The organism is Pseudomonas sp. Y24-6, from assembly GCF_020295325.1.
Classification (GTDB): domain Bacteria; phylum Pseudomonadota; class Gammaproteobacteria; order Pseudomonadales; family Pseudomonadaceae; genus Aquipseudomonas; species Aquipseudomonas gregormendelii.
The window spans coordinates 40241-63550 of the sequence record NZ_JACBXG010000020.1; the positions used below are offsets into that span (position 1 = coordinate 40241).

Genomic DNA, 23310 nt, shown 5'->3' on the forward strand with positions numbered 1-23310 from the left:
AACGTTGAACCTGTAAGAGCGAGCTAGCTCCCACAACGAATTTTCTTCGCAAATGAGTGTTATTCAATAGCGGGCGTTAGTGGCGGGGTGCCACAATCGCGTTTTTACCGGCAGCATGATCAGGCGGATCACATGGATCGAATTGGGCCTCGGTACGACCAGCAGACGCAGATCGCCGATCAGGTGCGCTCGGACCGGTTGCATCAGTTGTTTCACCAATCGGTGTCTGCGGTATTTGGCAGTTACCTGGCCGCTCTCATGCTGTGCTGGCTGTGCTGGGACAACCTGGATCACAACGTGGTTTTTTCCTGGATCGCCTTGTTGTCGGTGTCGTCATTATTACGCCTGGGAATGTTCATCGCCTATTTTCGCAGCCCTGACCTGGAACGTACCCCGCAACGTTGGGAACTCATGTACTGGCTGACGCTGGTCCTGTCGGCAGGCATCTGGGGTGCCGGGGCCCTGGCGGTGATGCCCACGAACGACCTGTTGTCCCAGGCGCTGGTCATGTTGTTCGCGGTGGGGATGTCGGTCAGCGCCGTGTCCTGCTATTCGTCCTATAGCCACATGACCCTGGCGTCGATAGCGCTGGTGTTGCTGCCCTGTACTGTCTGGCTGTTGTTCCAGTCGTCAACGATTCAGGTGGGCATGGCCCTGGCGGTGCTGGTCTTTGCCTCTTTTGTGGCAGGCGCGACCCGCAAGTTGTCCCAGGCGCTGGAAACTGCCTTTCGCCTGACCCGGGAAATGGAACAGGCGCACAGCATTTCCACCCGCGCCGCGCAGACCGACGAGCTCACCGGATTGAACAATCGGCGTGCGTTCTTCGAGCAAGCGCAGCAGTTGTACAGCCACTGCATGAATCACCGATTGCCACTGTGCGTGGTAATGCTGGACATGGATCATTTCAAACACATCAATGACACCTATGGCCATCAGGTCGGGGACCAGGTGTTGCGGCAGATGGGGGTGGTGATCAGCAAGTCGTTCCGGCCTACGGATGTGTATGGACGCTTGGGTGGTGAGGAGTTCGCGGTGTTGTTGCCCGACACTTGCATCGAGGTGGCGCTGGATATTGCAGAGCAGGTCACGCGCTCGATCGCAGGGTCGATGACCGGGCCGGTGCACTGCATCACGGCCAGCCTGGGGGTCGCGTCGATGGGGAGCGAGGATCATGATTTGCACAGCCTGATGAACAACGCGGACAAGGCGTTGTACCGTGCCAAGGCGCGAGGGCGTAACCAGGTGGCGGTGTCGGAGTAACGCAAGGCTGCTCAAACCGCGCACCCGTCACTCAGCTCGACTCCGCCGTATCATCATCAAGGGTTTCGCCGACCGGTTCTTCCTGCCCCGGCAATTCGGTAATCACGCTGAAGTCACTGACCTCGACGGCGCCCGTGCCGTACCCCAGCAAGTGGAAAGAAAAAGCCTTGCGCGACTCGGGATTGTCGAAGCTGAAGTCCATCTCCAGCGGCTGGTCGGCGGTGACCAGCATTTCAGCCGGCAACCCTACCTGAACGTCCCGTTCGAATTCCTTGGTCTTGAGCAGGATGTAGGCATTGTCCTGGCTGTCGACCGAGCGTACGGTCAGGCGCACCCGGGTGTGCGAGCCCTTGGGCATTTCCAGGTATTGCGCGCCGATGAGGTTGTCGGCCCAGTCATCCTTGATTTGTGCCTGCAGCGGAATGCTTGCCGGGCTGCCGAACTGATAACGCTGGTTCAGCGGTGTCTGCATCAGGCTTTGATCCAGGGCCGTGGCGCGCGCAGCAATCTGCCGGGCACGCTGGCCGCCGTATTGGCCGAGCAGCTTCGCCCGCTCGGCGATGAAGCCTTCACTGGCGTAGTACCGGCAGCGTTGCTGGAAATCGCACTCGGTGAACGTACCCTGGCCATCGTGATAACGCAGGTTGCCGTTGGTGTAGGACATGATCTCGCGCCCGGTGGCGTAGTCGCGAAACAGCGAGCGGCCGCTCAGGGTGGCCGGCACGGGCAGGGCGAAGTAGTCGAGGATCGACGTACTCAAGTCCACATGCCCGTACACCCCGGGTTTGATGTGTGGCAACTGCGTCTGATCCGGTGCGAGGGTCAGGTTGAACCCCCATGATGAAGCGAGGCGCACGCCATCGATGCCATGGGACTCGTCGGAGGTGATCACCACCAGGGTGTCCTTGAGCACGCCCTGGCGCTCCAGGTCGCTGAGGAACTGGTCGAGGGCGTCATCCAGGTAACCGACCGCTGCCTGCTTGGGGGTGTCGTAGCGTTGCAGGTAGTCTTCGGGGGCGGAATAGGGCTGGTGGGTGCCGACGGTGAGCAGGGTCAGCATCCACGGTTGTTTTTGTTTCTTGAGCTGGCCGACATAGTCCAGCGCACCTTCGAAGAAGGCCTTGTCGTCCTTGCCCCACGGGAAGTCCAGGTACGATGCGTTGGTGAACCATTCAAGGCCCAGGGTCGTGTCAAAGCCGATGTGCGGCATGATCTTGTCTTTGGCCATGAAGCGCAGGCCGGCACCTTGGAGGTAATGCGTGGCAAAGCCGTTCTTGCGCAGCTGTGCCGGCAGGCAGTCCTGGTTGCGCGCGCTTTGGGCGAGCATCTCGACGCCTTTGGGCGTGCCGTTGTCGAGTTTGTCGTAGTCACCGCAGAGCATGGCGTAAAGGCCACGGATGGTCTGGTGGCTGTGCAGCACGTAGTCAGGGGTGTTCATGCCGCGTTGCGCCCAGCGACTGAGTCGCGGCATCAGGTCCTCCTGATAGCTGCTGTGCAACGCTTCGCGATTGGCCCCGATGTAGGCACCGGGAATGCCTTCCAGGGCGATGACCAGCACATTACGCGCCTGTCCGCGGCCGGCCAGCAGCCGCTGGCCGTCCAGGTCGAGTTGGACCAGGCCAGCCATCTGCGGCGGCACGTCGACGACGTCGCCCTCCAGCCATTCCTCCACCGTCATCTGCACGTTGCCCATGCCAGCGGCCATCAATTGATGGGGCAGGTTGTAGACCCGCCACTGATCGGCATCGGTAGGCTGCAAGTGCTGCGCCCCCCAGTGGGCGATAAGCAGCAGCAGCGGAGCGCTCCAGGCATGACGGGGCAGGGACGGCGAGGGGGTCGAGGGCGCCAGGCAGTGGCTGAGCAACCATACGCCCAGTGCGACCAGCAACGCGGCTGCCAGCCAGGGCTGGGCGAAGCCGCCACCGGTGGAATTTTCCAGGAACTGCGGGTCGATCAGGTAATGCACATCCGACACGTTGGGCAACCGGCCAACGGCACTGACCAGCTCGGCGCTGGCCACCGTCAGGAAGCCCCATGCCAGCAACACCGGCAGTGCCAGCCACCAGGGCCGACGATGTAACAGCACCAGCAGCAGGCTGCCGATGGCCAGGTCCGACAAATATCCGTGGGGATTTGACCAGCCCAGTGCTGCGCGCAGGCACAGGGGCACGACCAACACCAGGCCGACCAGGGCAATAAGGCGCGCGTAGGGTTGCTGCAACCCGAGACGGAGTTTGTTCACAAAATACATTCCAGCCACTAAATCGTCACACAAGTGTGCTGGATGGTATCAAGTGCCGGCAAAACTGGCCCGGATATATAAGGTCACATTTGTCCGCCGGCACTTGTCAGGCCGTTACTTGCGCACGTTCTGGTAGAGCATCAGCCTCGAAGTTTCGTGCATGCCTCGGGTCAATTGCACGAGGCGCTTGAACTCTTCGGGGTTCTGTCGGGCCACGTCATCGGTCGGGGTCATCGACGCCAGGTCGTGCAAGGTCGGCGAGCTGCCGTCGTGCTCCATTTGCACCATGAAATGCTGGGTAACGCCGGCAATCAGCGGGAAGGTGCCCTCACGCAGGACCAGCGGCACCACGCGTTCGCCTTCGGGGGCGGGTTGCTGGATATCCCGGCCCATGCCGCTGTTGCGAAACTCCAGGCCCGCCATGCCGGCCACGGTGGGCAGCAAATCCACCAGGCCCACGGCTTCCTCGACGGTGCGTGAGCCCAGCAGCGCAGGGGCATGGATGATCATCGGCACTGCGTTGCTTTCCAGGCCCAGCTGTTCGTAGGCCGGGGCCAGAAACGGGATCTGCGCGATGCGGGTGTTGTGATCGCCAAACAGCACGAAAATGGTGTTCTCGTACCAGCCGCCTGCCTTGGCGATTTCCATCAGGCGACCGATGTTGAAGTCCAGCAGGCGCACGGCGTTGTACTGCTCGACACTGCGCGATCCGGCAGCCTGAACTTCGGCCAGGGTCGGGTGCTTGACCTCGAATCCGTCATTGAGCTCGGGGATGGTAAAAGGGCGATGATTGCCGGCGGTTTGCACATAGGCAAAGAACGGTTTGTCCTTGGGCAGCGCCTGCAGGATCTTGTCGGTTTCCTTGAACAGGTCCAGGTCGGAAATGCCCCAGACATCGACGACCGGCGCCTTCCAGTCGCGCTCCTCGTACAGCCGCACGCCATCGATGCTCTGGCGAATCAGCGCGTTCATGTTGGCCCAGCCGGAGTTGCCGCCGATGGTGTAGATCTTCTCGTAGCCGGTGAAGGCGTTGATCAGGGTGTTCTGCTGGGTGATCAGCGGGTTGCGCGTCGCGGTTTCCTGGCGGGTGACGTCGGGCACCCCGGAGATGCTCGCCCACACGGTTTTCGCGGTACCGGTGACTGGCACGTAGAAATGTTCGAAGAACCAGCTCTGCTTGGCAAGTCGGTCAATGTTGGGCGTCGGATCGATCGGGTTGCCGTAGGCCCCGACAGCGCTGGTGCCCAGGGATTCGAGCATCACGAACATCACATTGGGTGGGCGCGAGCCGGGAATCTTGTAAGGTTGAGGTGCCTGGTGCCGTACGAAATTGAGGGTTTGCGCGTCCGGCTGGTCGACGCCCAGGTAGCGGGACATGACTGCGTAGTGCTCGCGCACCTGCTGTTCGTCGTAACGGGACTGACCAACCTTGACCGTGTCGTAGAGGAAAATCACCGGGTTCAGGCCCAATGCCGCGATCTGGTTGTTGCTGGAGAAAAACGCATCGCTCCAGCGCAGGGGAACCGGATTTTCCAGGTTCATGTTTTCTACTCGGCCGAGGATGCCAAGCAGCACCAGCACCACCATCAACGCACTGCCCCAGGTGGCGGAGAGTGGGTGAATGACCTTGCGCGGACGATCCAGCGTGACCCTTTCCAGGCGCACCAGGGCCAGGGTCGCCAGCGCGACCGTGGCCAGCCAGCCGAGGCTGATCCAGATCACCGGGTACGTCTGCCAGACCATGTCGCGGGATATCTGCGCGTCCTCGATGAAGCGCAGCACGGTGGCATTGATGCGCACACCAAGGTAGGCGTAGTGACCAAAATCGATGATGTAGATCAGCAGCAGAACGCTCAGGGCCGCCACCAGATAGACCCTGGCGACCAGGCGCAGCACGCGGCTGGTGGTCAGGTTCCAGCGCGGAATCCACGCCAGCAACGCCAGGGGCAACACCGTGAGGATGGCCAGGCGCAAGTCGAAACGAAAGCCGATGCCCAGGGTTTCCACAATCGCGGGTTGGGCGCTCAGGGCGCTAGCGTCAAACCCTGAAAAGCCGAAGAAGAACACCACTCGCAATACCGCGAACAGCGCAAACACGATCGCGGTCGCGCCCAACCAGTAATGCAAGCGTCTCGATTGCAACCAACCCATCCCTGTTCCCCTGTTTAAAGTCGTTAAATCTCAAATGGACCTGTAGCTCGCCGATCCACGCCGGCTGAGGAACCAGCGATAGGCCTGGCGGGTGCCGAGCACCAGCAGCGCCACGCAGCAATACAGCCCCAGCAGTGGATCCACCAGGTAATCCCAATAGTTGTGCGAAGGTTTGAGCCCCACCATAAAGGCCAGGGTCGCGCCCGCCAGCATGGCCACAGCCAGGCCGTTGCGCAGGTAGTACAGGCCGAGCGTCAGCAATGCAATCAGGGTCAGCAGCACGCGCGGGCTGAAACCCAGCCGGTATGGATCGACGTACGTCCAGCCCAGCGTCGCCGGATACAACAGCACGGCCATGGCGGCGAAGATCACCAGCACGCCGACATATACACGTGGCGCAGGCGCCAGGATTTCCAGGCGGCGCAGGCATGCCCACGCCATCAGGATCATCGTGGTAATTGCCAGGTCATCGATGTGACTGCGCAAATAAGCCGCCACCGTCAAACCGTCCAGCGGGATGAAACTGGCGGCGAGCAAAGCCAGCAGCAGCAACCCGCGCCAGAGCCGGCCGAGGCCAAAGCCGGGCAGCATGAGGAATATGATCATTGCGAAACTGAGATGGGCTTGCCACAGGTTGATCATTTCAGGCGCTCGGACAGCCAGGCTTCGTTGAAGGTGACGTGCTTGATGAAAGTGTTGTTCCAGGAATAAACCAGGTGATACATGCCGTCGGGGCTGCGAATGAAGTAGGGATACTCATACTCGAATTCACACCCGCGGCTGGTGCAGACCCGGGTGTCCAGATTGCTCAGGAACTGCGCTTCCAGGGGCTGGCGCAGCGCACCGCTGGAGTCGCGAAATTCCTGGCCGATGATTTCCTTGTAGGCTTGCGGGGAAAACGGCTCGCCTTCCGGGTCTGGCGATTTATCCAGGTCGCGCAGGGCGCGCCAGTCGTCCATTTTCGCATCGGTGCCGTACAGGCTCAGCTTGAAACGGCCTTCACGCAGGTCATTGAGTGCCACCAGCAAGCCGTGTTCCGGCGTGGCGACCGCTGCCAGCGAAGAGTTTGGGTTGGACGGGTCCAGCGGATAGGGTTCGCTCCAGGTTTGCCCGGCGTCTTCGGTGCGCGTCGCCAGCACTCGGTGGTGGGTCTCGCCGGCATAGCGCAGCAGGGCGACGCCGCGCTGGCCATCCAGCGGCACGACCGTTGGCTGCAAGGAATTGGTGCCACGGCTGATACGGAATTTGTCGATGACGTTGCCGTCCGGGCTCAGGTACAGGTACTCGGCAAACTTGCCCAGAAACTCGTGATACACCGGAAGGCCGATGGAACCATCGGCATGAAACACCGGTGCCGAACGCACCAGGGTACTGATATTCAGAAAGGGCGAGGTGATCAACTGGCGCGGCGTAGACCAGTTATCGCCGAAGTCGTCGGAGACCATCACATTGACTGCACTGCCGGCCCAACCACCCATCGACACCGAGACATAGAAGAGCCACAGGCGATTGTCCGGCGCCAGCGCCACGACCGGGTTGCCAAGCTTGCGAATGTATTTGCGAGTGCCTTGCTGGGTCGACTGGCGAGTCGCCAACACCTGCTCCGCGCCCCATTCACCGGTTTTCGCGTTGAACCGGGCGGAACGCACCTGCACGTCTGCAGCGCCTTCGCGGGTGCCGGCGAACCAGACCGACATCAGGCTGCCGTCAGGCAGTGCGGTAACCGCCGAGGAATGCACAAAGTCCACCAGGCCCGAGGACGCGAAGCGGCTGGTGTAGACGGGCTTGGCCACTTTGTCGGCCACCGCCATCACCGGGCTCATCAGGGCGAAGGAGGAGTGGACTGCGGCAGGGTGGGTAAACCAGGCGCCCGCGAACAGGCACACCAATACAACGTAAACGGCAAGGCGGGGAGGATTGATGCGCATCATACGGCTCGGCATCTCAAGGGGCCTGATCGAGCGGCGTAACCTATCACTAGTAGTTATATATTCGGAGTTAAGCCAGGAGTGTATTTGTAAGGAGATGTTTGTATCTGCTGGGACTTCCGGCGAGCGCATGTACCCAGGAGGGCTGAAAGTCCCGTCGCAGAGACGTCGGTGCTTGAATGGAAAAATTCCTGTGCAGGACTTTCGCGCTATTAGCTTTAGATGCGTGGTACGTAACCATCAACCGAAGGAGGAACAACGTCGGCCTCGGTAGGTGTGCGTCGCCGGGCCTGCTCGTGATACGGCCAGCACAAACACAGCAAAAGCGTACCTTGAAACGGCAGTACTGTCGTAAAAACGACCTCTTGACACTGAACGCGAATCGGCAGGAATTATCTGTTGAACGACTGTTCAGCTTCGATTATGTTGAGACCCACTTCCCCGGCTGGTAGCGCGGGCTTGCGTTTCTTCTTATCGAACGAGGCACTTGCATGCGGTTTTCACCCTTTGTTCAGCGGATAACTGGTGACGGCGTTGCCGCCTGGGATATTCACTACGCAGCGTATGAAGCCCAGCGCCGGGGCGAGGATGTGATTATCCTCAGCGTCGGCGATCCGGACTTCCCCACCCCTGACTTCATCACTGACGCCGCCATTCATGCCCTGCGTGAGGGCGATACTCACTACACCGAAATCGCCGGTCGCCTGAAATTGCGCGAAGCGATTGCCGCCCGCCATAGCCCCCTGTTCCACCGTGAGCTGCACGCGTCCAACGTGATTTTGACGGCAGGGGCGCAGAATGCCCTGTTCGCCGCATCAATGTGCCTGCTGACAGCTGGCGACGAAGTGATCGCCCTGGACCCGATGTACGTCACCTACGAGGCTACCCTGAAGGCGTCCGGCGCGACGCTGGTGCGCGTACCGTGCGCTGCCGATGGCGGTTTTCGGCTGGATGCCGCGGTGCTGGCCAAGGCCATTACCCCGCGCACCAAAGCCCTGTTCCTGTCCAACCCGAACAACCCTACCGGCGTCGTGCTCAATCGCGAAGAATTGCAGGCGATCGCCGAGCTTGCCGTTGTCCATGACTTGTGGGTGGTGGTGGATGAAGTCTATGAAAGCCTGACGTTCGAGCGTGAGCACCTGAGCCTGGCAGCGATGCCGGGCATGGCCGAACGTTGCGTGGTGATCGGCAGCCTGTCGAAATCCCACGCCATGACCGGCTGGCGCATCGGCTGGATCATCGCCAACGAAACCCTGGTGGCCCACGTCGAAAACCTGGTGCTGAGCATGCTCTATGGCCTGCCGGGTTTTGTCATGGAGGCGGCACTCAAGGCCGTGCAGTCCCATGCGGACGTCACCCACGGCATGCGTGACATTTACCGCCGTCGTCGCGACCTCGTGGTGAAGAGCCTGGCGGATTGTCCAGGGATATCGGTACTCAACCCGGACGCGGGGATGTTTGTGCTGCTGGACGTGCGCAGCACAGGCCTGACGTCGCTGGAATTTGCCTGGCGGCTGCTGCGCGAGGCGCATGTCTCGGTATTGGATGCGGCTGCATTCGGTGAGCCGGCCCAGGGTTTTGTGCGGCTCTCGTTTACCCAAGGCGAAGAGCGATTGGCCCAGGCCTGCCAGCGCATTCGCAAATTTGTCCTGGTTTTGAACGGTGAAGCGCCGCGCCCGGTGATCAATCGGGTGGGCAGCGAGGCGACGATCGAGGCGGTGGCCCGCAAGACCATGATCGAAGTCGATCGCCTGCACAAACGCTTTGGCAATATCGAGGTGCTCAAGGGTGTTTCGCTGACCGCTCGTGAAGGTGAAGTGATCTCCCTGATTGGCGCCAGCGGCTCGGGTAAAAGTACCTTGCTGCGTTGCATCAATATGCTCGAAATACCTGACCAGGGCCGCATCCTGGTGGATGGCGAAAGCATCCATCTGAACCAGAATCGGCCGGGGGCGCCATTGGTGTCCGACGCCAAACAGCTGGTGCGGATCCGTTCGAGCCTGGGCATGGTGTTCCAGAACTTCAACCTCTGGCCCCATCGCACCGTGCTGGAAAACCTTATCGAAGCACCGACCCAGGTCCTGCGAGAAAGCCGCGCGGAGGCCACCGAACGGGCCGAAGCCTTGCTCGAGCGCGTGGGACTGGCGGCCAAGCGCAACGAGTACCCGGCGTTTCTTTCTGGTGGGCAGCAGCAACGGGTCGCCATCGCCCGGGCCTTGGCCATGCGGCCCAAGGTCATGCTGTTCGATGAACCCACCTCGGCACTCGACCCGGAACTGGTCGGCGAAGTGCTGCGGGTGATCCGCTCTCTCGCCGAAGAAGGCCGGACCATGATCCTGGTGACCCATGAAATGGCCTTCGCACGCGATGTCTCCTCCAAGGTCGCCTTCCTGCACCAGGGGCTGATCGAAGAAACCGGTTCGCCGGACGATGTGTTCGTACACCCACGCAGCGAGCGTTGCCGACAATTCGTCAACGCTCATCAGACTCGCTGATCAATAAAAAGACGGGGAACAATCATGGGAAATCGACGTTTGGCAAACTGGATGACGGGCGTGGCATGCGTGCTGCTGGCCGGGATGAGCGCAGCCCAGGCTGCACCGATCAGGTTTGCAGTGGCAGCAGAACCTTATCCGCCGTACACCGAGAAGCAGGCGAACGGTGAGTGGAAAGGTTTCGAGGTTGACCTGATCCATAAGCTGTGCAGCGAGATGAAGGCCGAGTGCGAGATCAAGGAAGTGGCATGGGACGGCATCATTCCCTCCTTGCTGGCGAAGAAGATCGACGTGATTTTTTCCTCGATGTCGGTGACTGCCGAGCGCGAGAAACAGATCGCCTTCAGCAAGGCTTACTACGATTCGGCAATCGCGGTGGTTGGGCCCAAGGGCACCACCGTGAGCAAGTTTCCGGATGATCTCAAAGGCAAGATTATCGGCGTGCAGAACTCGACCGTCAGTGCCAGCTACCTGAAGGCCAATTACGAAAAGATCGCCGAGGTGAAGTACTACGACACCCAGGACTCGGCCAACGCCGACCTGATTTCCGGCCGTATCGACTTGATGATGGCGGACGGCACGGCCATGGCCTCTTTCGTCAAGACGGCCGATGCCAGCAACCTGGCCTACCTCGCCACCGTGCCTTACGACCCGATTTTCGGTAAAGGCGTCGGCGCCGGTTTGCGCAAGGATGACACTGAGCTCAAGGCCAAACTGGACCAGGCAATCACCCGCCTGCTGGCAAGCAAAGACTATGACGAACTGTCCCAGAGCTACTTCGGTACGAGCGTGAAACCTGCGTTCTGACGCCGGGCTGCAAGATGACCCGTGGGAGCAGAGCTTTTGGTCCCACAGGGGCTCCTCCCACACGAAGGAGTGGTGATGTCTGGTTCGCCGACTGGAGACCGAAATGCCAGCAATGTTCGATTTGATCAATTTCAGCGAAACAGGCTGGGGCAGCGCATTGCTCAAGGGCCTGTTGATGACCCTGCAGATTTCTGCGGGTGCTTTCGTGGTCGGTTTGTTCATCGGCCTGGTGGTGGCCTGTCTCAAGTTGGGTGCGCCTAAACCCATCGCGGCGCTGATGCGCGGCTACACCACGTTGTTTCGGGCCATTCCGGAGTTGTTGCTGATCCTGCTGCTGTACTACGTCGGCTCCATGCTGCTCAATTCGCTGATGGCCAGGATGGGTTACGACGCGGTCAACGTCAGCGGCCCGCTGGCGGCAATCCTGGTGCTGGGACTGGTCCAGGGCGCCTATGCCTCGGAGATTTTTCGCGCGGCGATCCAGGCGATTCCCTATGGCCAGATCGAGGCGGCGAGGGCGTTCGGGCTCAGCGGGTTCGGCCTGTTCCGGCGAGTCACGCTGCCGATCATGGCGCCCTACGCCATGGCAGGGATGGCCAACCTGTGGATCAACCTGATCAAGGACAGTGCCCTGATCAGCGTGGTCGGCACCAATGAGCTGCTGTACACCGCCAAGCAAGGGGCGGGTTCGACGCGTCACTATCTGTTGTTCTACCTCACGGCTGCGGCGATGTATTACGCCGTGACGTTGGTGTCCAACTACCTCTCGGGACGGCTGGAGCGACGCATCCGTCGCTGGATGCCTTTGGCTGAGTGAATGAAATGATTCCAGCGTGGATAGTTGAATATGCGGCACTCCTGGGCCGTGGATTGCAAACGACCATCAGCATTCTGTTGATCTCGATGGTGTTCGGTTTCGCCCTGGCGGTGCTGGTGGCGTTGGCGCGGATCTCGAAAAACAAGTTCATTGCCAAGGCCAGCCTGTTCTACACCAGCGTGCTGCGGGGCACGCCGCTGCTGATCCAGATCTACATTTTCTACTACGGCCTGGGCAGCCTGTTTGCGCAGTTCCCGCTGATCCGTGGCAGCTTTTTCTGGCCTTATTTGCGCGACGGCTATTGGTACATCGTGTTTGCGCTGGTGCTGTCGGTGGGTGCCTACGTCGGAGAGGTGATTCGTGGTGGGCTGCTGGCGGTGCCCAAGGGTGAAATGGAAGCGGCCTCGGCGTTCGGCATGACTGCGCGCCAGTCCTTGTTGCGGGTGCGCCTGCCGCGGGCGATGCGCCTGCTGTTGCCGACCCTGGCCGGGGAGACGGTGATGCTGCTCAAGTCCACGGCCTTGGCCTCGACCATTGCGATCATCGACCTGCTGGGCGCGGCCAATGTGGTGCGCGCACAAACCCTGCAGGTGTATGAGCCGCTGCTGCTGGTGGCCGGGGTGTATGTGTGCCTCACCTTCCTGATCGAGGCCCTGTTTGCGTTCTTCGAGCGGCGCGGGACGCCCGTGCGCAGGTCGGTGTGATGAGTGCGCCACGGATGGTTGATCGGTCGTTGCAGGGCATCGGCCTGTGCACCCTGGGGTACGCGTTTCTGGCCTTGCAGGACGCGGTGATCAAGGCATTGGTGGCCGATTATTCGGTGGTGACCATCCTGTTCTGGCGCAGCTTGCTGGTCGTGGTGGTCTGCGTGGCTGCGGGGCGCTTGCGCCTGGTGCAGAAAGCCTGGCGTTCACCAAGCCGGCGCTTGCTGGTGGTGCGCGGTTTGCTGTCGATCATCGCCTGGGTGCTGTATTACACCGCTGCCCGAGACCTGTCGCTGGCGGAGATGACCACGCTGTATTTTTCCGCGCCGATCATGGTTACGGTACTGGCGGCGGTGATCCTCAAGGAACGCGCCAACGGGTGGCAATGGTTCACCCTGGTCGTCGGCTTCATCGGCGTGATCATCGCCTGCCGACCAACACGGTTGACCGACCCGTTGCCGGTGGTGCTGACCCTGCTGGCCGCCATGTGCTGGGCGTTCACCTACATCCAGTTGCGGCAGGTGGATGACCAGACATCGGTGCTGGAGCAAATGTTGATCACCAACGTGGTGTTTGTTATTTGCATGACCCTGGCCTTGCCGTGGACTCATACGCCAGCACCGATGCCGGACTGGCTCGGTATGCTCGCAGCTGGCTTGGTGGGTGGTATCGGCCAGTTCCTGCTGTTCGCCAGTTTCCGTCGGGCGACGGCGACCTTGCTGGCGCCATTCGAGTACACCGGGTTGATCTGGGCGTTCCTGCTGTCGAGCCTGATCTGGGGCACCCGGATGGACGTGTCGCTGATGATCGGCGCGGGGCTGATTGCTGTCAGTGGCACCCTGGCGATGATCTTCGGGCGTCATGCCTCACAGGACGTCGTCGGCGCTGAATGCTCCGTTTCGCAACCCCTTTACCCAGCAGCGACAGATATGCAGGCCGTTGGCGGGGCTGAAGGTTTCGGGGTTGAGGCACCACTCGATCCAGAGTCCGTCGAGCGTCGCGGATAGGCCGATGGCGGCCAGGTGAGTGTCGTGGATCACAAACCCTTCGCTGGCCGCCAGGTCGTCGAGCAAATGGCGCAGCAAGTCGAGATAGGCTCGATAGCTTTTTTCGTGAGCCTGGCTGACGTGAACGGAGTGGCGGATCAGGCTCCAGAACACCACCCAGGCGCCGAGTAATTGCGGGTCCATGACCCGGGGGGCAAATGAGCCGGTGAGGAAGGCGTCCATCTTTGCGGCGGGGGTGTCGGCCTGTTCTATTTCCTGCATCAGGGCGCTCGTCAGTTCGTTGGCGAGCTTCTGGTAAGTGTCGGCGATCAGGGCATCGATGCTGCCGAAGTGATGATTGAGCAGGCCTACCGACACCCCGGCCTCCGTTGCGATGCGGCGCACCGACAGCCCGGCGTGGCCGTCGCGCACCAGGCAACGCAGGGCAGCGGCCACGAGCATTTCGCGGCGCGCGTCGGGTTCGGTGCGGCGGTTTTTAGCTGGGGCACGGGTCACGGGTCAGTCCTTGGAGTCGGTTATACGTTGACGAGCTTAGTTGAACGTCTGTTCAATCACCAGCGGCAATGCCTTGGTTTTCTAGTGGTCATGACGGGAGGACAAACGGATGGTGCAGGATATTTCGTTGAATGTTCGCAGCAACAATGGCGACCCGTTGCAAGTGGGGGCCTGGCGTTACCAGGGTGATGGCAGCGGCCCCAAGGTGCACCTGCAAGCCGGGGTGCACGCTGACGAAATTGCCGGGATGCTGGTACTGCACCTGTTGATGCAACGCCTGCAGGTTGCCCAAGCCCAGGGGCGGCTCAGGAGTCAGGTGACGGTTGTGCCCCAGGCCAATCCGCTGGGTATTGGCCAGTTCCGCCAGGGCCGCCTGCTGGGGCGTTTTCATGACGCCACAGGGCACAATTTCAATCGTGGTTTTGACCAGTCGGCGGCGCAGCAACACCCGTCCACCAATGTCCAGGAATGGCAGAAAGCCCTGGTGCAACTGGCCGCCGATGCCGATGTGATGCTCGATCTGCACACCGATGACGAGGCACTGCCGTACCTCTATGTGCACCGCAGCTTTGCCCCCCAAGGCCGCGAACTGGCGGCAGCGATGAAGATGGACGTGGCGATCATCTGGGACGATGGCGGCGATGGTTCGTTTGAGGAAACCATTATTGCGCCCTGGCTGCGCAGAGGGCTCAGTGACCGCAATATGGCGGCAACCCTGGAGTTGCGCGGGCAGGGCGATGTCGGCGACCAACTGGCCGAACAGGATGCCCAGGGACTTTACGCCTGGCTGTGCCGCTGCGGAGCCATTGATGAGGCGCTAGGCCCGGAGGATTGGCCGGTGCAAACCCTGGAAATGGGCCAGATGGAGACCGTCCTTGCACCGACGCCCGGGGTCTTGATCTTCGAAAAACAGCTGGGAGACCCTGTTGCGGAGGGCCAGCGTTTTGCCCGGATCCTGCGCCGGCCCGGTGATCCCTCCAGCGAAGTGGTGTTGTTCGCCGAGCAGGCGGGGCGGATGGTCACCCGTTACCGCGATCGACTGATTGGCCAGGGCATGGTGGTGGCGAAATTCACGGGCACGCGTGTTTCCCGCCACTGGCACGGGGGCCTGCTCGACCCTAACTGACCACTGGCGGGCGCGGGATAAAACCGCCGCTCGCAACGAGCGGCGTTTTTGCAATCGGCGATTATGACTTGACGCTGCACAAGGTTCAGTGGGAAAAAGTCTGAGCAGGGGAGGATTGGATCCAAAAAATCAGCACTGGAATTAAGGACAATTCATGAGAACGCTTGTGTGCTTGCTGATCGCAACCGCTGTCGGTGCCCTGCTGCAGTCGGTTGGTGTGCCCCACGGCTTGTTGCTCGGCTCGATCCTCGCCACCGCCATCATTGCTGCAAAGTCAGGCTTCGCGCCCAGGCTGCGCTTTGGCCTGGGTTACGTGCAAGTCTCCTTGGGAATCGCCACCGGGCTGATGTTCCAGGCCTGGGACAGCAGCACAGCCGCTGCTTTGTTGCCCAGCCTGGGTCTGTTGCTGTTATGCCTGGTGGCACAGATCGTCGTGGCCGGGGTGTGGTTGTGCAGGGGCTGCGGCTGGAACCTGAAGGATTCGCTGCTGGCAGTCTACCCGGGCGCGCTCGCGGCGGTGTTCGATTTACTGGAGTCGGAGCGGGCCTCGAGCAAGGTGATCGTGGTGCACCTGGTGCGATTGCTGTTCATCACCCTGCTGGTAAGCTTTTGCGTGACCGGGCAAACCGCAGTGAGCACTGCCGACAGCAGTCCCTGGCTGGTGAGCACGCTGTTGATCCTGCTCTCGCTGATTGCCCTGTGCCTGGCGCTGGGGCGCTTGCTCCTGCGCTTTGGAGTACCGGCGCCATTCATGTTGACGGCCATTGTCCTGACCGGCGTCTACGTCAGGTCGGGTTATCTCCCGGGTTTCCAGATGCCGCCGTGGAGCATTGATGTTGCCTCGGTGCTGCTGGGTACGTTGATCGGTTCGAAGTTCCGCGACATCAGCCTCAGGGAACTGTTGCGCCACGGCCGCTGCGGATTGATGTCGGTGGGGCTGATGCTGCTGGTGGCGGCAGGCTTCGCTGTAGTGGCGTGGCAGACGCTGGGCAGTGACCCGCTGACGCTGTGGCTGGCGTACATGCCGGGCGCGATCGAGACCATTTCGATCGTCGCGTTCAGTGGCGGGCTGAATGTCGTGTTCATTCTGTCCCACCATCTGGTGCGGATGGTTGTGCTGCATTTTTCCCCCGCGTTGCTGATCCAGGCGCGGCGCTGGCGCGAGAGTGCCGACCGGGGCTGACGTGTCACTGGTTTGTATCCCTGCGTATCAGGTGTGCCTGCAGCCACTTGCGCATACATATCCAGGGTGGCTTGGACACTTGGCTGATACATGGCGGCGTTTGAATGGGGCACACCGCATCTGCGGTACTACCACTGGAGAATCGCGATGTTCCTGTTAAATGTTCGTAAAACCGCTGGCGCACTCGGCCTGGCCATTGCCGCGACCACATTGGCTGCTGTCACGGGCCTGGCCCAGGCCCAGGAGGTCAAGTCGTCCACTCAGGATGCGCCGGCGACCAAGAGCTGGCAGACCGGCCTGCACCGCACCGATCTGCTGCACCGGGACATGGACGTTGCGGGACAGGAAGTGCTGCAGGTGCGCGTGGATTTCGAACCGGGCGTGGTCTCGCCCAAACATTCCCACCCGGGGGTTGAGGTGGCGTATGTACTGGAGGGCACGTTCGAGTATCAGCTTGAAGGGCAGCCTGCAGTGACACTCAAGGCGGGGGATTCGCTCTATATCCCGGCAGGGGTGGCGCATGTTGCGAAGAATACAAGTGCGACTACCAGCTCGGAACTGGCGACCTACATCGTCAAGAAGGGGGCGCCGTTAGTGAAGATTGTTGCTCAATAGGTGATGCGCTCAAGAAGGCGAGCATGCTGGAATTATTCAACATGCTCGCCTCAAGAGCGCAACACTCAACCTCACAAAGCCTCCCGCAGCAGCCTCAGGTAATCCGCACTGGCGGAAATCGAATTATGCCCCACCCCCGGTATCACCCTGAGCACGGCCACCCCCGGAGCGAAATGCTCGAACAGCCGCTGGGTGCTCGAGCGCGGGATCACTTCGTCGTGCTCTGCCGCCATCAGCAGGGTCGGCACGCTGATCTCCCGGGCATATCGCCAGGACTCAAAACGATCCTGTAACAGCCATCGCACCGGGAAGATCGGAAACTGCCGCGCAGCGAGTTCTTCCAGGCTGTTATAGGGCGTGATCAGCACCAGGCGCGATGCCGGGCGCTGGCTGGCCAGGCGCACCGCGATCCCGGAGCCCAGGCTACGGCCCACCAGTGTCACCTGCGGGTGCCGGGCGTACACCTCGTCGAACAACCCCAGTGCGTCGCGCTGAATCGCTTCCTCGGTCGGCGAGCCAGAGCTGCCGCCAAACCCTCGGTAGTGCAGAAAATACAGCGCGTGATCGGAAAAGGCCGCTGAAAACGAGGGCAGGTTGCGCGACACGTCCTCGGCGTTGCCACCGAAATAGATCAACGCCTTGGGGCCCTCGTGCTCGCGCACCGAGACCAGCACCTGCGCGTCGGAACGGGGCAGCGTCAACAGCGCACTCGCCACGGATCGAGGCTGCGGGTAATAAATGAGGGCGCGCTGGAATACCCACAGCGCCATACAAAGCACCAGGTACAGCGCGATGACGATGCCTGCGATGATCATCAGGATGCGCGACATTCGACTAACGTTAGGGAGCGGCATTGACGACTCAAGGTTGGAAAACGGCGATCACTTGATCGCTGTCGCAGTGTAGTCGATCGGCGCCGTAGCGCCGGTCCGGGAGGGAAGCGATGCCCATCGCGCTGAAATCGCTGAATATTCTGCCCGCGGAAAGAACCGCGCTGATGCTGGGTTTTGCCTTCCATTTTTGTGTGCTCGCCAGCTATTACCTGGTCCGCCCCCTGCGCGATGCCCTTGGCCTGGAGGGTGGTGCGGACCAGTTGCAGTGGCTGTTCAGCGCCACCTTCGTGGTGATGTTGCTGATGGTACCGCTCTACGGTGCGCTGGTGTCCCGGCTGCCGGCAACGCGTTTCGTGCCTTTGATCTATCGGCTGATTGCGCTGTCGATGCTGGTGTTCGGGCTGCTGATCGCCAATCACGTTGCGCCGGTGACCGTCGGGCAGGTGTTTTTTGTCTGGATCAGCATTTACAACCTGTTCATCGTCACGATCTTCTGGAGCGTGCTGGTCGACCGGTTTTCCAGTGATCAGGGGCGGCGGTTGTTCGGTTTTATTGCGGCCGGTGGCACCTTGGGCACCTTTATCGGGCCGCTGCTGGCCGCGACCATGGCCGTGCGCCTGGGCCCGATGGCCCTGACGCTGGCGGCGGCGGTGCTGCTCGAGATCGCCGTGCGTTGTTACCGGGCCTTGCTCATGTGCACAGTGGCGCGTAGCGACAACCGCTCGCCGGATGACCAAAGATTGGGCGGCAGCATGCTGGCCGGCATCACGCTGATCCTGCGCTCGCGCTATTTGCTCGGGCTGGTGGCGTTCATGCTGCTGCACACCAGCGCCGCGACCCTTTTGTACTTTGAACAAGGCCGGATCGTCGCAGGCAGCTACGCTGATGTGGCAAGCCGCACTCAATTTTTTGCCCTGGTTGATTTGCTGGTGTCGGTGCTGACCCTGTTATTCCAGCTGCTGTTGACCGCGCCGTTGATCCGCTGGGTCGGCGTGGGCGGGGCGCTGGTGATGTTGCCCTTGGCGAGCGTCGTGGCCTTCTCGGCGATGGCCATGGCGCCGGTACCTGCTGCCGTTGCCCTGGCGCAAGGGCTGCGTCGGGCGGTGGAATTTGCCTTCGTTCGGCCGGCGCGAGAGGTGCTGTGGACGGTGGTCAGCCGCGAAGAGAAGTACAAGGCCAAGAACGTGGTCGAAACCCTGGTCTATCGCGGCGGCGATGCCGCCAGTGGCTGGCTGTCTGCAGGGCTGACGGCAGTGGGCGCAGGATTTGGCCTGGTGGCCCTGGCGATTCTTCCGGTTGCGGGCGTATGGGCAGGGTTGTGTTTCTGGCTGGCGAGGCGGCAGGAACAACGGGCGGCCAGCACCCGAATGGAGGAGCAACATCATGAGCCACACTGATGGAATTACCCGTCGCCGACTACTCACGCTGGCTGCCTGTGTCTCGGCGGTCTTCACGTTCGACCCAGCCGGGGCGCAAGCGCCGCCGATCGTCACAGGAGGCAAGAACATGCAGACCCGAGGCATTCCTTCCAGCGCCGAGCCGCTGCCCGTCGTTGGGTTGGGCACTTATCGCGGCTTCGATGTCGCCCCTGGGGACCCGGCCTACAAGCAACTGCCGGCCGTGCTTGATGCGCTGTTCGAGAAAGGCGGGACGCTGGTCGACAGCTCGCCGATGTACGGGCGCGCCGAGCAGACCACCGGTGAGTTGCTGTCGATCCACGAACCGCGCTCGCCGGCGTTCCTGGCGACCAAAGTATGGACCCGTGGTCGCGAAGAAGGCATTGCGCAGATGGAACAATCATTCCAGCTGCTGCAAACCGACCGGATCGACCTGATGCAGATCCACAACCTGCTGGACTGGAAAACCCATCTGCCGACGTTGCGCGAATGGAAAGAGCAAGGGCGCATCCGCTACATCGGGATCACCCATTACACCGCGTCGGCCTATGACGAGGTGGAGGCGGTGCTCAAGGCTGAACAACTCGACTTCCTGCAAATCAATTACGCCCTGGATGATCGCGCCGTCGAGAAGCGCATTCTGCCGCTATGCCGGGAACGTGGCGTGGCAGTGATCTGCAACCGGCCGTTTGGCGGCGGTGGCCTGATTGCCCGCCTGAAGGGCAAGCCCCTGCCGGGCTGGGCTTCGCAGGTACAGGTCAATAGCTGGCCGCAATTGGCGCTGAAATTTCTGCTGTCGCATTCGGCGGTGACCTGTGTGATCCCAGGCACCGGCAATCCGCGTTACATGGCCGATAATGCGGCGGCCGGATTCGGCCCGATGCTGACCGGGGCGCAGCGTGAACAGCTGATTGACCTGGTGAACTGAGGAGCTCCAATTCGGCTCACCCGTTAACGTTTACCATCTTGTAGGAGCGAGCTCGCTCGCGAAAAAACCTGAGTACGCCGCAGGCTGTCAGGCACCCCGCGTTATCGTTAACGCCCATCGCCAGCAAGCTGGCCCCTACAGGTGATATCGGCAGCCGTCAGAAATTGACAGAAGCACTCAAGCGCGCCGTCAGGGGCGCGCCCTGGAATACGTAGTCATCGCCCATGTATTCTCCGGCATCGCGCCAGTAGCGCTTGTCGAACAGGTTGTCGACGCTCAGGCGAAAGACCGTCTCGTAACCATCAATACGCGTGCTGAATCGGCTGCCGGCATTGAAGATCGCGTAGGCGCCCGTTTCCACTTCGCCGACCTGGCTCGCGTATTTGCTGGCGCTGTACTGCACGCCACCGAGCAATGCCAGGCCGTCTATCCAGGGCAATGCATACTCGCCGGAAAGGCTGGCGCGCAAGGTCGGCACATTGATCGTCTGGTGGCCCTCATAAGCCGCCGTTCCCGTGCCGCTGACCCGCGAACGAATCGCCGCGACACTGGCACTGATCTGCAGGCGTTGGGTCGCCCAGCCATTGGCGGACAGCTCCAGACCGGTGTTCTTCTGTTCGCCCTGTTGCGCGAAAGTGAAGGTGCCGTCGTCGTTGGGGCGCGAGTACTGATACGCCTGGCGAATCTGAAACAGCGCCGCGCCCAGGCTGATGCGCTGCCAGTCATACTTGACCCCGGCCTCGATCTGCCGGGACACGGTTGGCGCGAGGATTTCGAAGGCGTTGGTGGTAAACCACGCCGCCTCGCCGCCCAGGGACAGGCCTTTGCTATAGCGGGTGTACAGCGACAGGTTCTGCACCGGCTTGTAGATCAGTGCAGCCTGGGGCAGGAACTCGTAACGGCGGGTATGGCGAGTGGTTTCGCCCTGGCTGTCAAAGGTTTCTTCGTCCAGACGCACCGCGCGCCCGCCCAATACGGTTTGCCAGTGCTCGTTGAAGCTGATCCGGTCATTGAAAAACAACCCGTACTGGCGGCTGTCCAGACGCCGTTGGAAGTCATTGAGCGGGCCGTCATAACGCGCGAAGTCTGCAGGCTCGCTGTTAATATTAGCGCTGCCGATCATCACGTTGATCGGGTCGCGCTTGTCCACCACCCGGCGGAACGCACTGGTGCCCAAGGTCAGTTCGTGACCCAGGCCCGCCGTGTCGAAACGCCCGCTGAGGGTCGCCTGCAGTTCGTCGTTGCGGCGGGTATCGTCGGGGCTGCGGAAGTCGTAGATATCGTAGTCGCCCTCCGGGCTGAAGTAATTCGGCACTGCGACGTCGGCGCAGCTGGCGGCACCGTAGCAACCCCAGGCGAACGAACTGTAGTCGTCGATCACCACCCGGCTGCGCGAAGCGCTGATGTCGGTTTTCCATGCATCACTGAAGCGGTACTCGAACTTGCCGTTGAGGTTCAGCGCATCGGTGCTGACCGGGTTGGAGCCGCTCTGGTGGGCCAGCAGTCTTTTCGGCGAGGCATGGTGCGGCAGTCGGGTGCCACCCAGCAGTTGGTAGCCGGGCGCCGAGCGCTGTTCCCGGCTCTGGTACTCGGCGTCCAGTTGCAGCAGCGCATCGGGGCTGATGTTCCAGTCAAAGGCCAGGGAGGCAAAATCCCGCTGACCGTTGGCATGTTCAACGTATGAATGGATATCTTCATGGGCCAGGTTGGCGCGCAGGCCGAACTGCTGTTCGCTGCCGAAGAACCCGCCGATATCGGTCGCCAGGTAGCCGCTGCCGCGGTCATCGGTCGAGACCGTGACCTGGCGCACTTCGGTCGGCCGCTTGGTCACGTAGTTGACCAGCCCACCAGGCTCCGACACGCCGCTTTCCAGGCCCGACAGGCCCTTGAGCAGTTCCACCTGCTGCTTGTTTTCCAGCCCGACGTTCTGTTCGCCAGTGATGGTGCGATCATTGATCCTGTAGCTGCTGGCGGAGTTGAGCGAGTAGCCGCGCACCACGAAGTTCTCGTAATAGCCGACCGGAGCATAGGCTTGACCCACCGAGGCGTCATTGCGCAGGACTTCGCTGAGCAGGCGCGCCTGTTGATCCTTGATCAGCGCATCGGTGAGGACCGTCACCGCCGCCGGGGTGTCGAGTAGCGTGGTCGTGTCGAAGCCGGCGACCGATGCGCTGTCGGCCTGATAGCCTGAGGTGTCTTCGCCGGTAACGGTGAGCGCCGGCAACTCGGTGTCGGCGGCCAGCGCGCTGTTGGCCGATAACAGGCCCAAGGTCAGTAAATTGAGGGCGGACAAGCCCTGGTGTCCTGTCCGGTAAAGCCTGTCCATGCATACTCCTCGAAGTCTGACCCGCACTCAAAGCGCGCCATCATACAGAGGACGTATCCTGGCCGGCGATTGTTAATGCCAGCACCAAGGGTTTACACCAGATAGCGCTGGAACCAGCCCAGGGTCCTGTCCCACGCCAGGTTTGCCGCAGCCTCGTCGTAGCGGGGCGTGGAGTCATTGTGAAAACCGTGATTGGCGCCGGGATAGATGTGGGCCTCGTAGGTCTTGCTGGCGGACTTTAGCGCCTGCTCGTACGCCGGCCAACCTTCATTGATGCGCGTGTCCAGTTCGCCGTAGTGCAGCATCACCGGGGCCTTGATTCGCGGCACGTCTTTGGCCTCCGGCTGGCGCCCGTAAAAGGACACGGCGGCCCCCAGTTCCGGATAGGCCACGGCCGCGGCATTGGCGACGCCGCCGCCGTAACAGAAGCCGGTGATGCCGACCTTGCCCGTGGCGGCGTCAAGCTTCGTCAGCCACTCGATAGCTGCGAAGAAGTCGTTCATGAGCTTTTCCGGGTTGACGGTCGCCTGCAACTCGCGGCCCTTGTCATCGTTTCCCGGGTAGCCACCCACGGAGGTCAGCCCGTCGGGAGCAAGGGCGATGAACCCCGCCTTGGCAAGGCGTCGGGCGACGTCTTCGATATAAGGATTGAGACCGCGATTCTCATGCACGACCACCACCCCCGGCACCTTGCCCGGGGCTTTGGCCGGGCGCACCAGGTAGGCACGCACCTGCCCGTTGCCCTGGGGTGAAGGATAGGTGATGTACTCGGCAATAATGTCCGGGTCGGTGAAGGCGACTTGCTCGGCCAAAGCATAGTTGGGGCTCAGGCTCGCAAGCAGGGCGCCAGCGGTCAGTCCGCCGAAGGTGAATAGCGCCGCGCGGTCAAGAAACTCGCGTCGGTTGATCTTGCCGTGGGCGTAGTAGTCGTAGAGTTCGAGCAGTTGCGGAGCGAAGTCCTTGGCGGTCAGGCGGGGCATCGGCAGGTTTCCTCTT

General features: G+C 61.5%; 18 protein-coding genes and 1 pseudogene. 11 read left to right on the plus strand and 8 right to left on the minus strand.

All coding sequences use genetic code 11. From position 1 onward, the window contains the following. Positions 1-132: 132 nt before the first annotated feature. Positions 133-1260, plus strand: coding sequence for a sensor domain-containing diguanylate cyclase (locus HYI44_RS27240; protein ID WP_225570996.1), 1128 nt, complete (start codon positions 133-135; stop codon positions 1258-1260). A gap of 31 nt (positions 1261-1291) precedes the next feature. Here the strand turns inward: HYI44_RS27240 and HYI44_RS27245 are convergent, their stop codons facing one another. From HYI44_RS27245 to HYI44_RS27260, 4 genes are all read right to left on the minus strand, one after another. Next, complete coding sequence (locus tag HYI44_RS27245; protein ID WP_225570997.1) at positions 1292-3511, minus strand: LTA synthase family protein; 2220 nt, start codon at positions 3509-3511, stop codon at positions 1292-1294. Between the two features lie 105 nt (positions 3512-3616). Then, entirely contained in the window at positions 3617-5653 is a 2037-nt protein-coding gene (locus HYI44_RS27250; RefSeq protein ID WP_122840350.1) for an LTA synthase family protein, read from the minus strand. 30 nt (positions 5654-5683) lie between these two features. After that, positions 5684-6295, minus strand: coding sequence for a hypothetical protein (locus tag HYI44_RS27255; protein WP_225570998.1), 612 nt, complete (start codon positions 6293-6295; stop codon positions 5684-5686). After that, entirely contained in the window at positions 6292-7584 is a 1293-nt protein-coding gene (locus tag HYI44_RS27260) for a sialidase family protein (RefSeq protein WP_412548517.1), read from the minus strand. The genes HYI44_RS27255 and HYI44_RS27260 overlap by 4 nt, the downstream gene beginning before the upstream one ends. Positions 7585-8072: 488 nt before the next feature. Here HYI44_RS27260 and HYI44_RS29465 point away from each other — a divergent pair, with 488 nt between their 5' ends. The 5 genes from HYI44_RS29465 to HYI44_RS27290 all read left to right on the plus strand — a co-directional run bounded on the left by HYI44_RS29465 (position 8073) and on the right by HYI44_RS27290 (position 13411). Then, entirely contained in the window at positions 8073-10076 is a 2004-nt protein-coding gene (locus tag HYI44_RS29465; RefSeq protein ID WP_122840352.1) for an aminotransferase class I/II-fold pyridoxal phosphate-dependent enzyme, read from the plus strand. A 24-nt stretch (positions 10077-10100) separates the two neighbouring features. After that, positions 10101-10883, plus strand: a complete 783-nt coding sequence (locus HYI44_RS27275; RefSeq protein WP_122840353.1) for a transporter substrate-binding domain-containing protein — start codon at positions 10101-10103, stop codon at positions 10881-10883. Between the two features lie 103 nt (positions 10884-10986). Then, complete coding sequence (locus HYI44_RS27280) at positions 10987-11700, plus strand: ABC transporter permease (RefSeq protein WP_045057362.1); 714 nt, start codon at positions 10987-10989, stop codon at positions 11698-11700. 5 nt (positions 11701-11705) lie between these two features. Further along, positions 11706-12404, plus strand: coding sequence for an ABC transporter permease (locus HYI44_RS27285; protein WP_122840380.1), 699 nt, complete (start codon positions 11706-11708; stop codon positions 12402-12404). Next, entirely contained in the window at positions 12404-13411 is a 1008-nt protein-coding gene (locus tag HYI44_RS27290) for a DMT family transporter (protein WP_122840354.1), read from the plus strand. Before HYI44_RS27285 ends, HYI44_RS27290 begins: the two co-directional genes overlap by 1 nt. Here HYI44_RS27290 and HYI44_RS27295 read toward each other — a convergent pair. Further along, positions 13367-13852: pseudogene (locus HYI44_RS27295) on the minus strand (TetR/AcrR family transcriptional regulator); the annotation flags it as partial. The gene HYI44_RS27290 and the pseudogene HYI44_RS27295 overlap by 45 nt on opposite strands. A gap of 163 nt (positions 13853-14015) precedes the next feature. Between HYI44_RS27295 and HYI44_RS27300 the strand changes: the two are divergent. From HYI44_RS27300 to HYI44_RS27310, 3 genes are all read left to right on the plus strand, one after another. Continuing rightward, positions 14016-15032 (plus strand): succinylglutamate desuccinylase/aspartoacylase family protein, encoded by a 1017-nt coding sequence (locus HYI44_RS27300; RefSeq protein WP_225570999.1) that lies wholly within the window; start codon positions 14016-14018, stop codon positions 15030-15032. 154 nt (positions 15033-15186) lie between these two features. Beyond that, complete coding sequence (locus HYI44_RS27305; protein WP_225571000.1) at positions 15187-16215, plus strand: AbrB family transcriptional regulator; 1029 nt, start codon at positions 15187-15189, stop codon at positions 16213-16215. A gap of 147 nt (positions 16216-16362) precedes the next feature. Next, positions 16363-16830, plus strand: a complete 468-nt coding sequence (locus tag HYI44_RS27310; protein WP_225571001.1) for a cupin domain-containing protein — start codon at positions 16363-16365, stop codon at positions 16828-16830. A gap of 71 nt (positions 16831-16901) precedes the next feature. On the opposite strand, the gene HYI44_RS27315 is transcribed toward HYI44_RS27310, so the two are convergent. Continuing rightward, positions 16902-17684, minus strand: a complete 783-nt coding sequence (locus tag HYI44_RS27315) for an alpha/beta hydrolase (protein WP_225571002.1) — start codon at positions 17682-17684, stop codon at positions 16902-16904. An 89-nt stretch (positions 17685-17773) separates the two neighbouring features. On the opposite strand from HYI44_RS27315, the gene HYI44_RS27320 reads away from it, so the two are divergent. Both HYI44_RS27320 and HYI44_RS27325 read left to right on the plus strand, forming a co-directional pair. Next, positions 17774-19060 carry an NTP/NDP exchange transporter gene (locus tag HYI44_RS27320; RefSeq protein WP_122840359.1) on the plus strand — a complete coding sequence of 429 codons (1287 nt, stop codon included), beginning with the start codon at positions 17774-17776 and terminating at the stop codon, positions 19058-19060. Continuing rightward, on the plus strand, positions 19047-19988 hold the full coding sequence (locus HYI44_RS27325; protein ID WP_225571003.1) for an aldo/keto reductase: 942 nt from the start codon (positions 19047-19049) through the stop codon (positions 19986-19988). The genes HYI44_RS27320 and HYI44_RS27325 overlap by 14 nt, the downstream gene beginning before the upstream one ends. A gap of 157 nt (positions 19989-20145) precedes the next feature. Here the strand turns inward: HYI44_RS27325 and HYI44_RS27330 are convergent, their stop codons facing one another. Then, the gene (locus HYI44_RS27330) at positions 20146-22314 is read right to left on the minus strand and encodes a TonB-dependent siderophore receptor (protein WP_225571004.1); all 2169 of its coding nucleotides are present in this window, start codon (positions 22312-22314) and stop codon (positions 20146-20148) included. 92 nt (positions 22315-22406) lie between these two features. After that, entirely contained in the window at positions 22407-23294 is an 888-nt protein-coding gene (gene yghX / locus HYI44_RS27335; protein ID WP_225571005.1) for a YghX family hydrolase, read from the minus strand. Between the last annotated feature and the right edge of the window lie 16 nt (positions 23295-23310).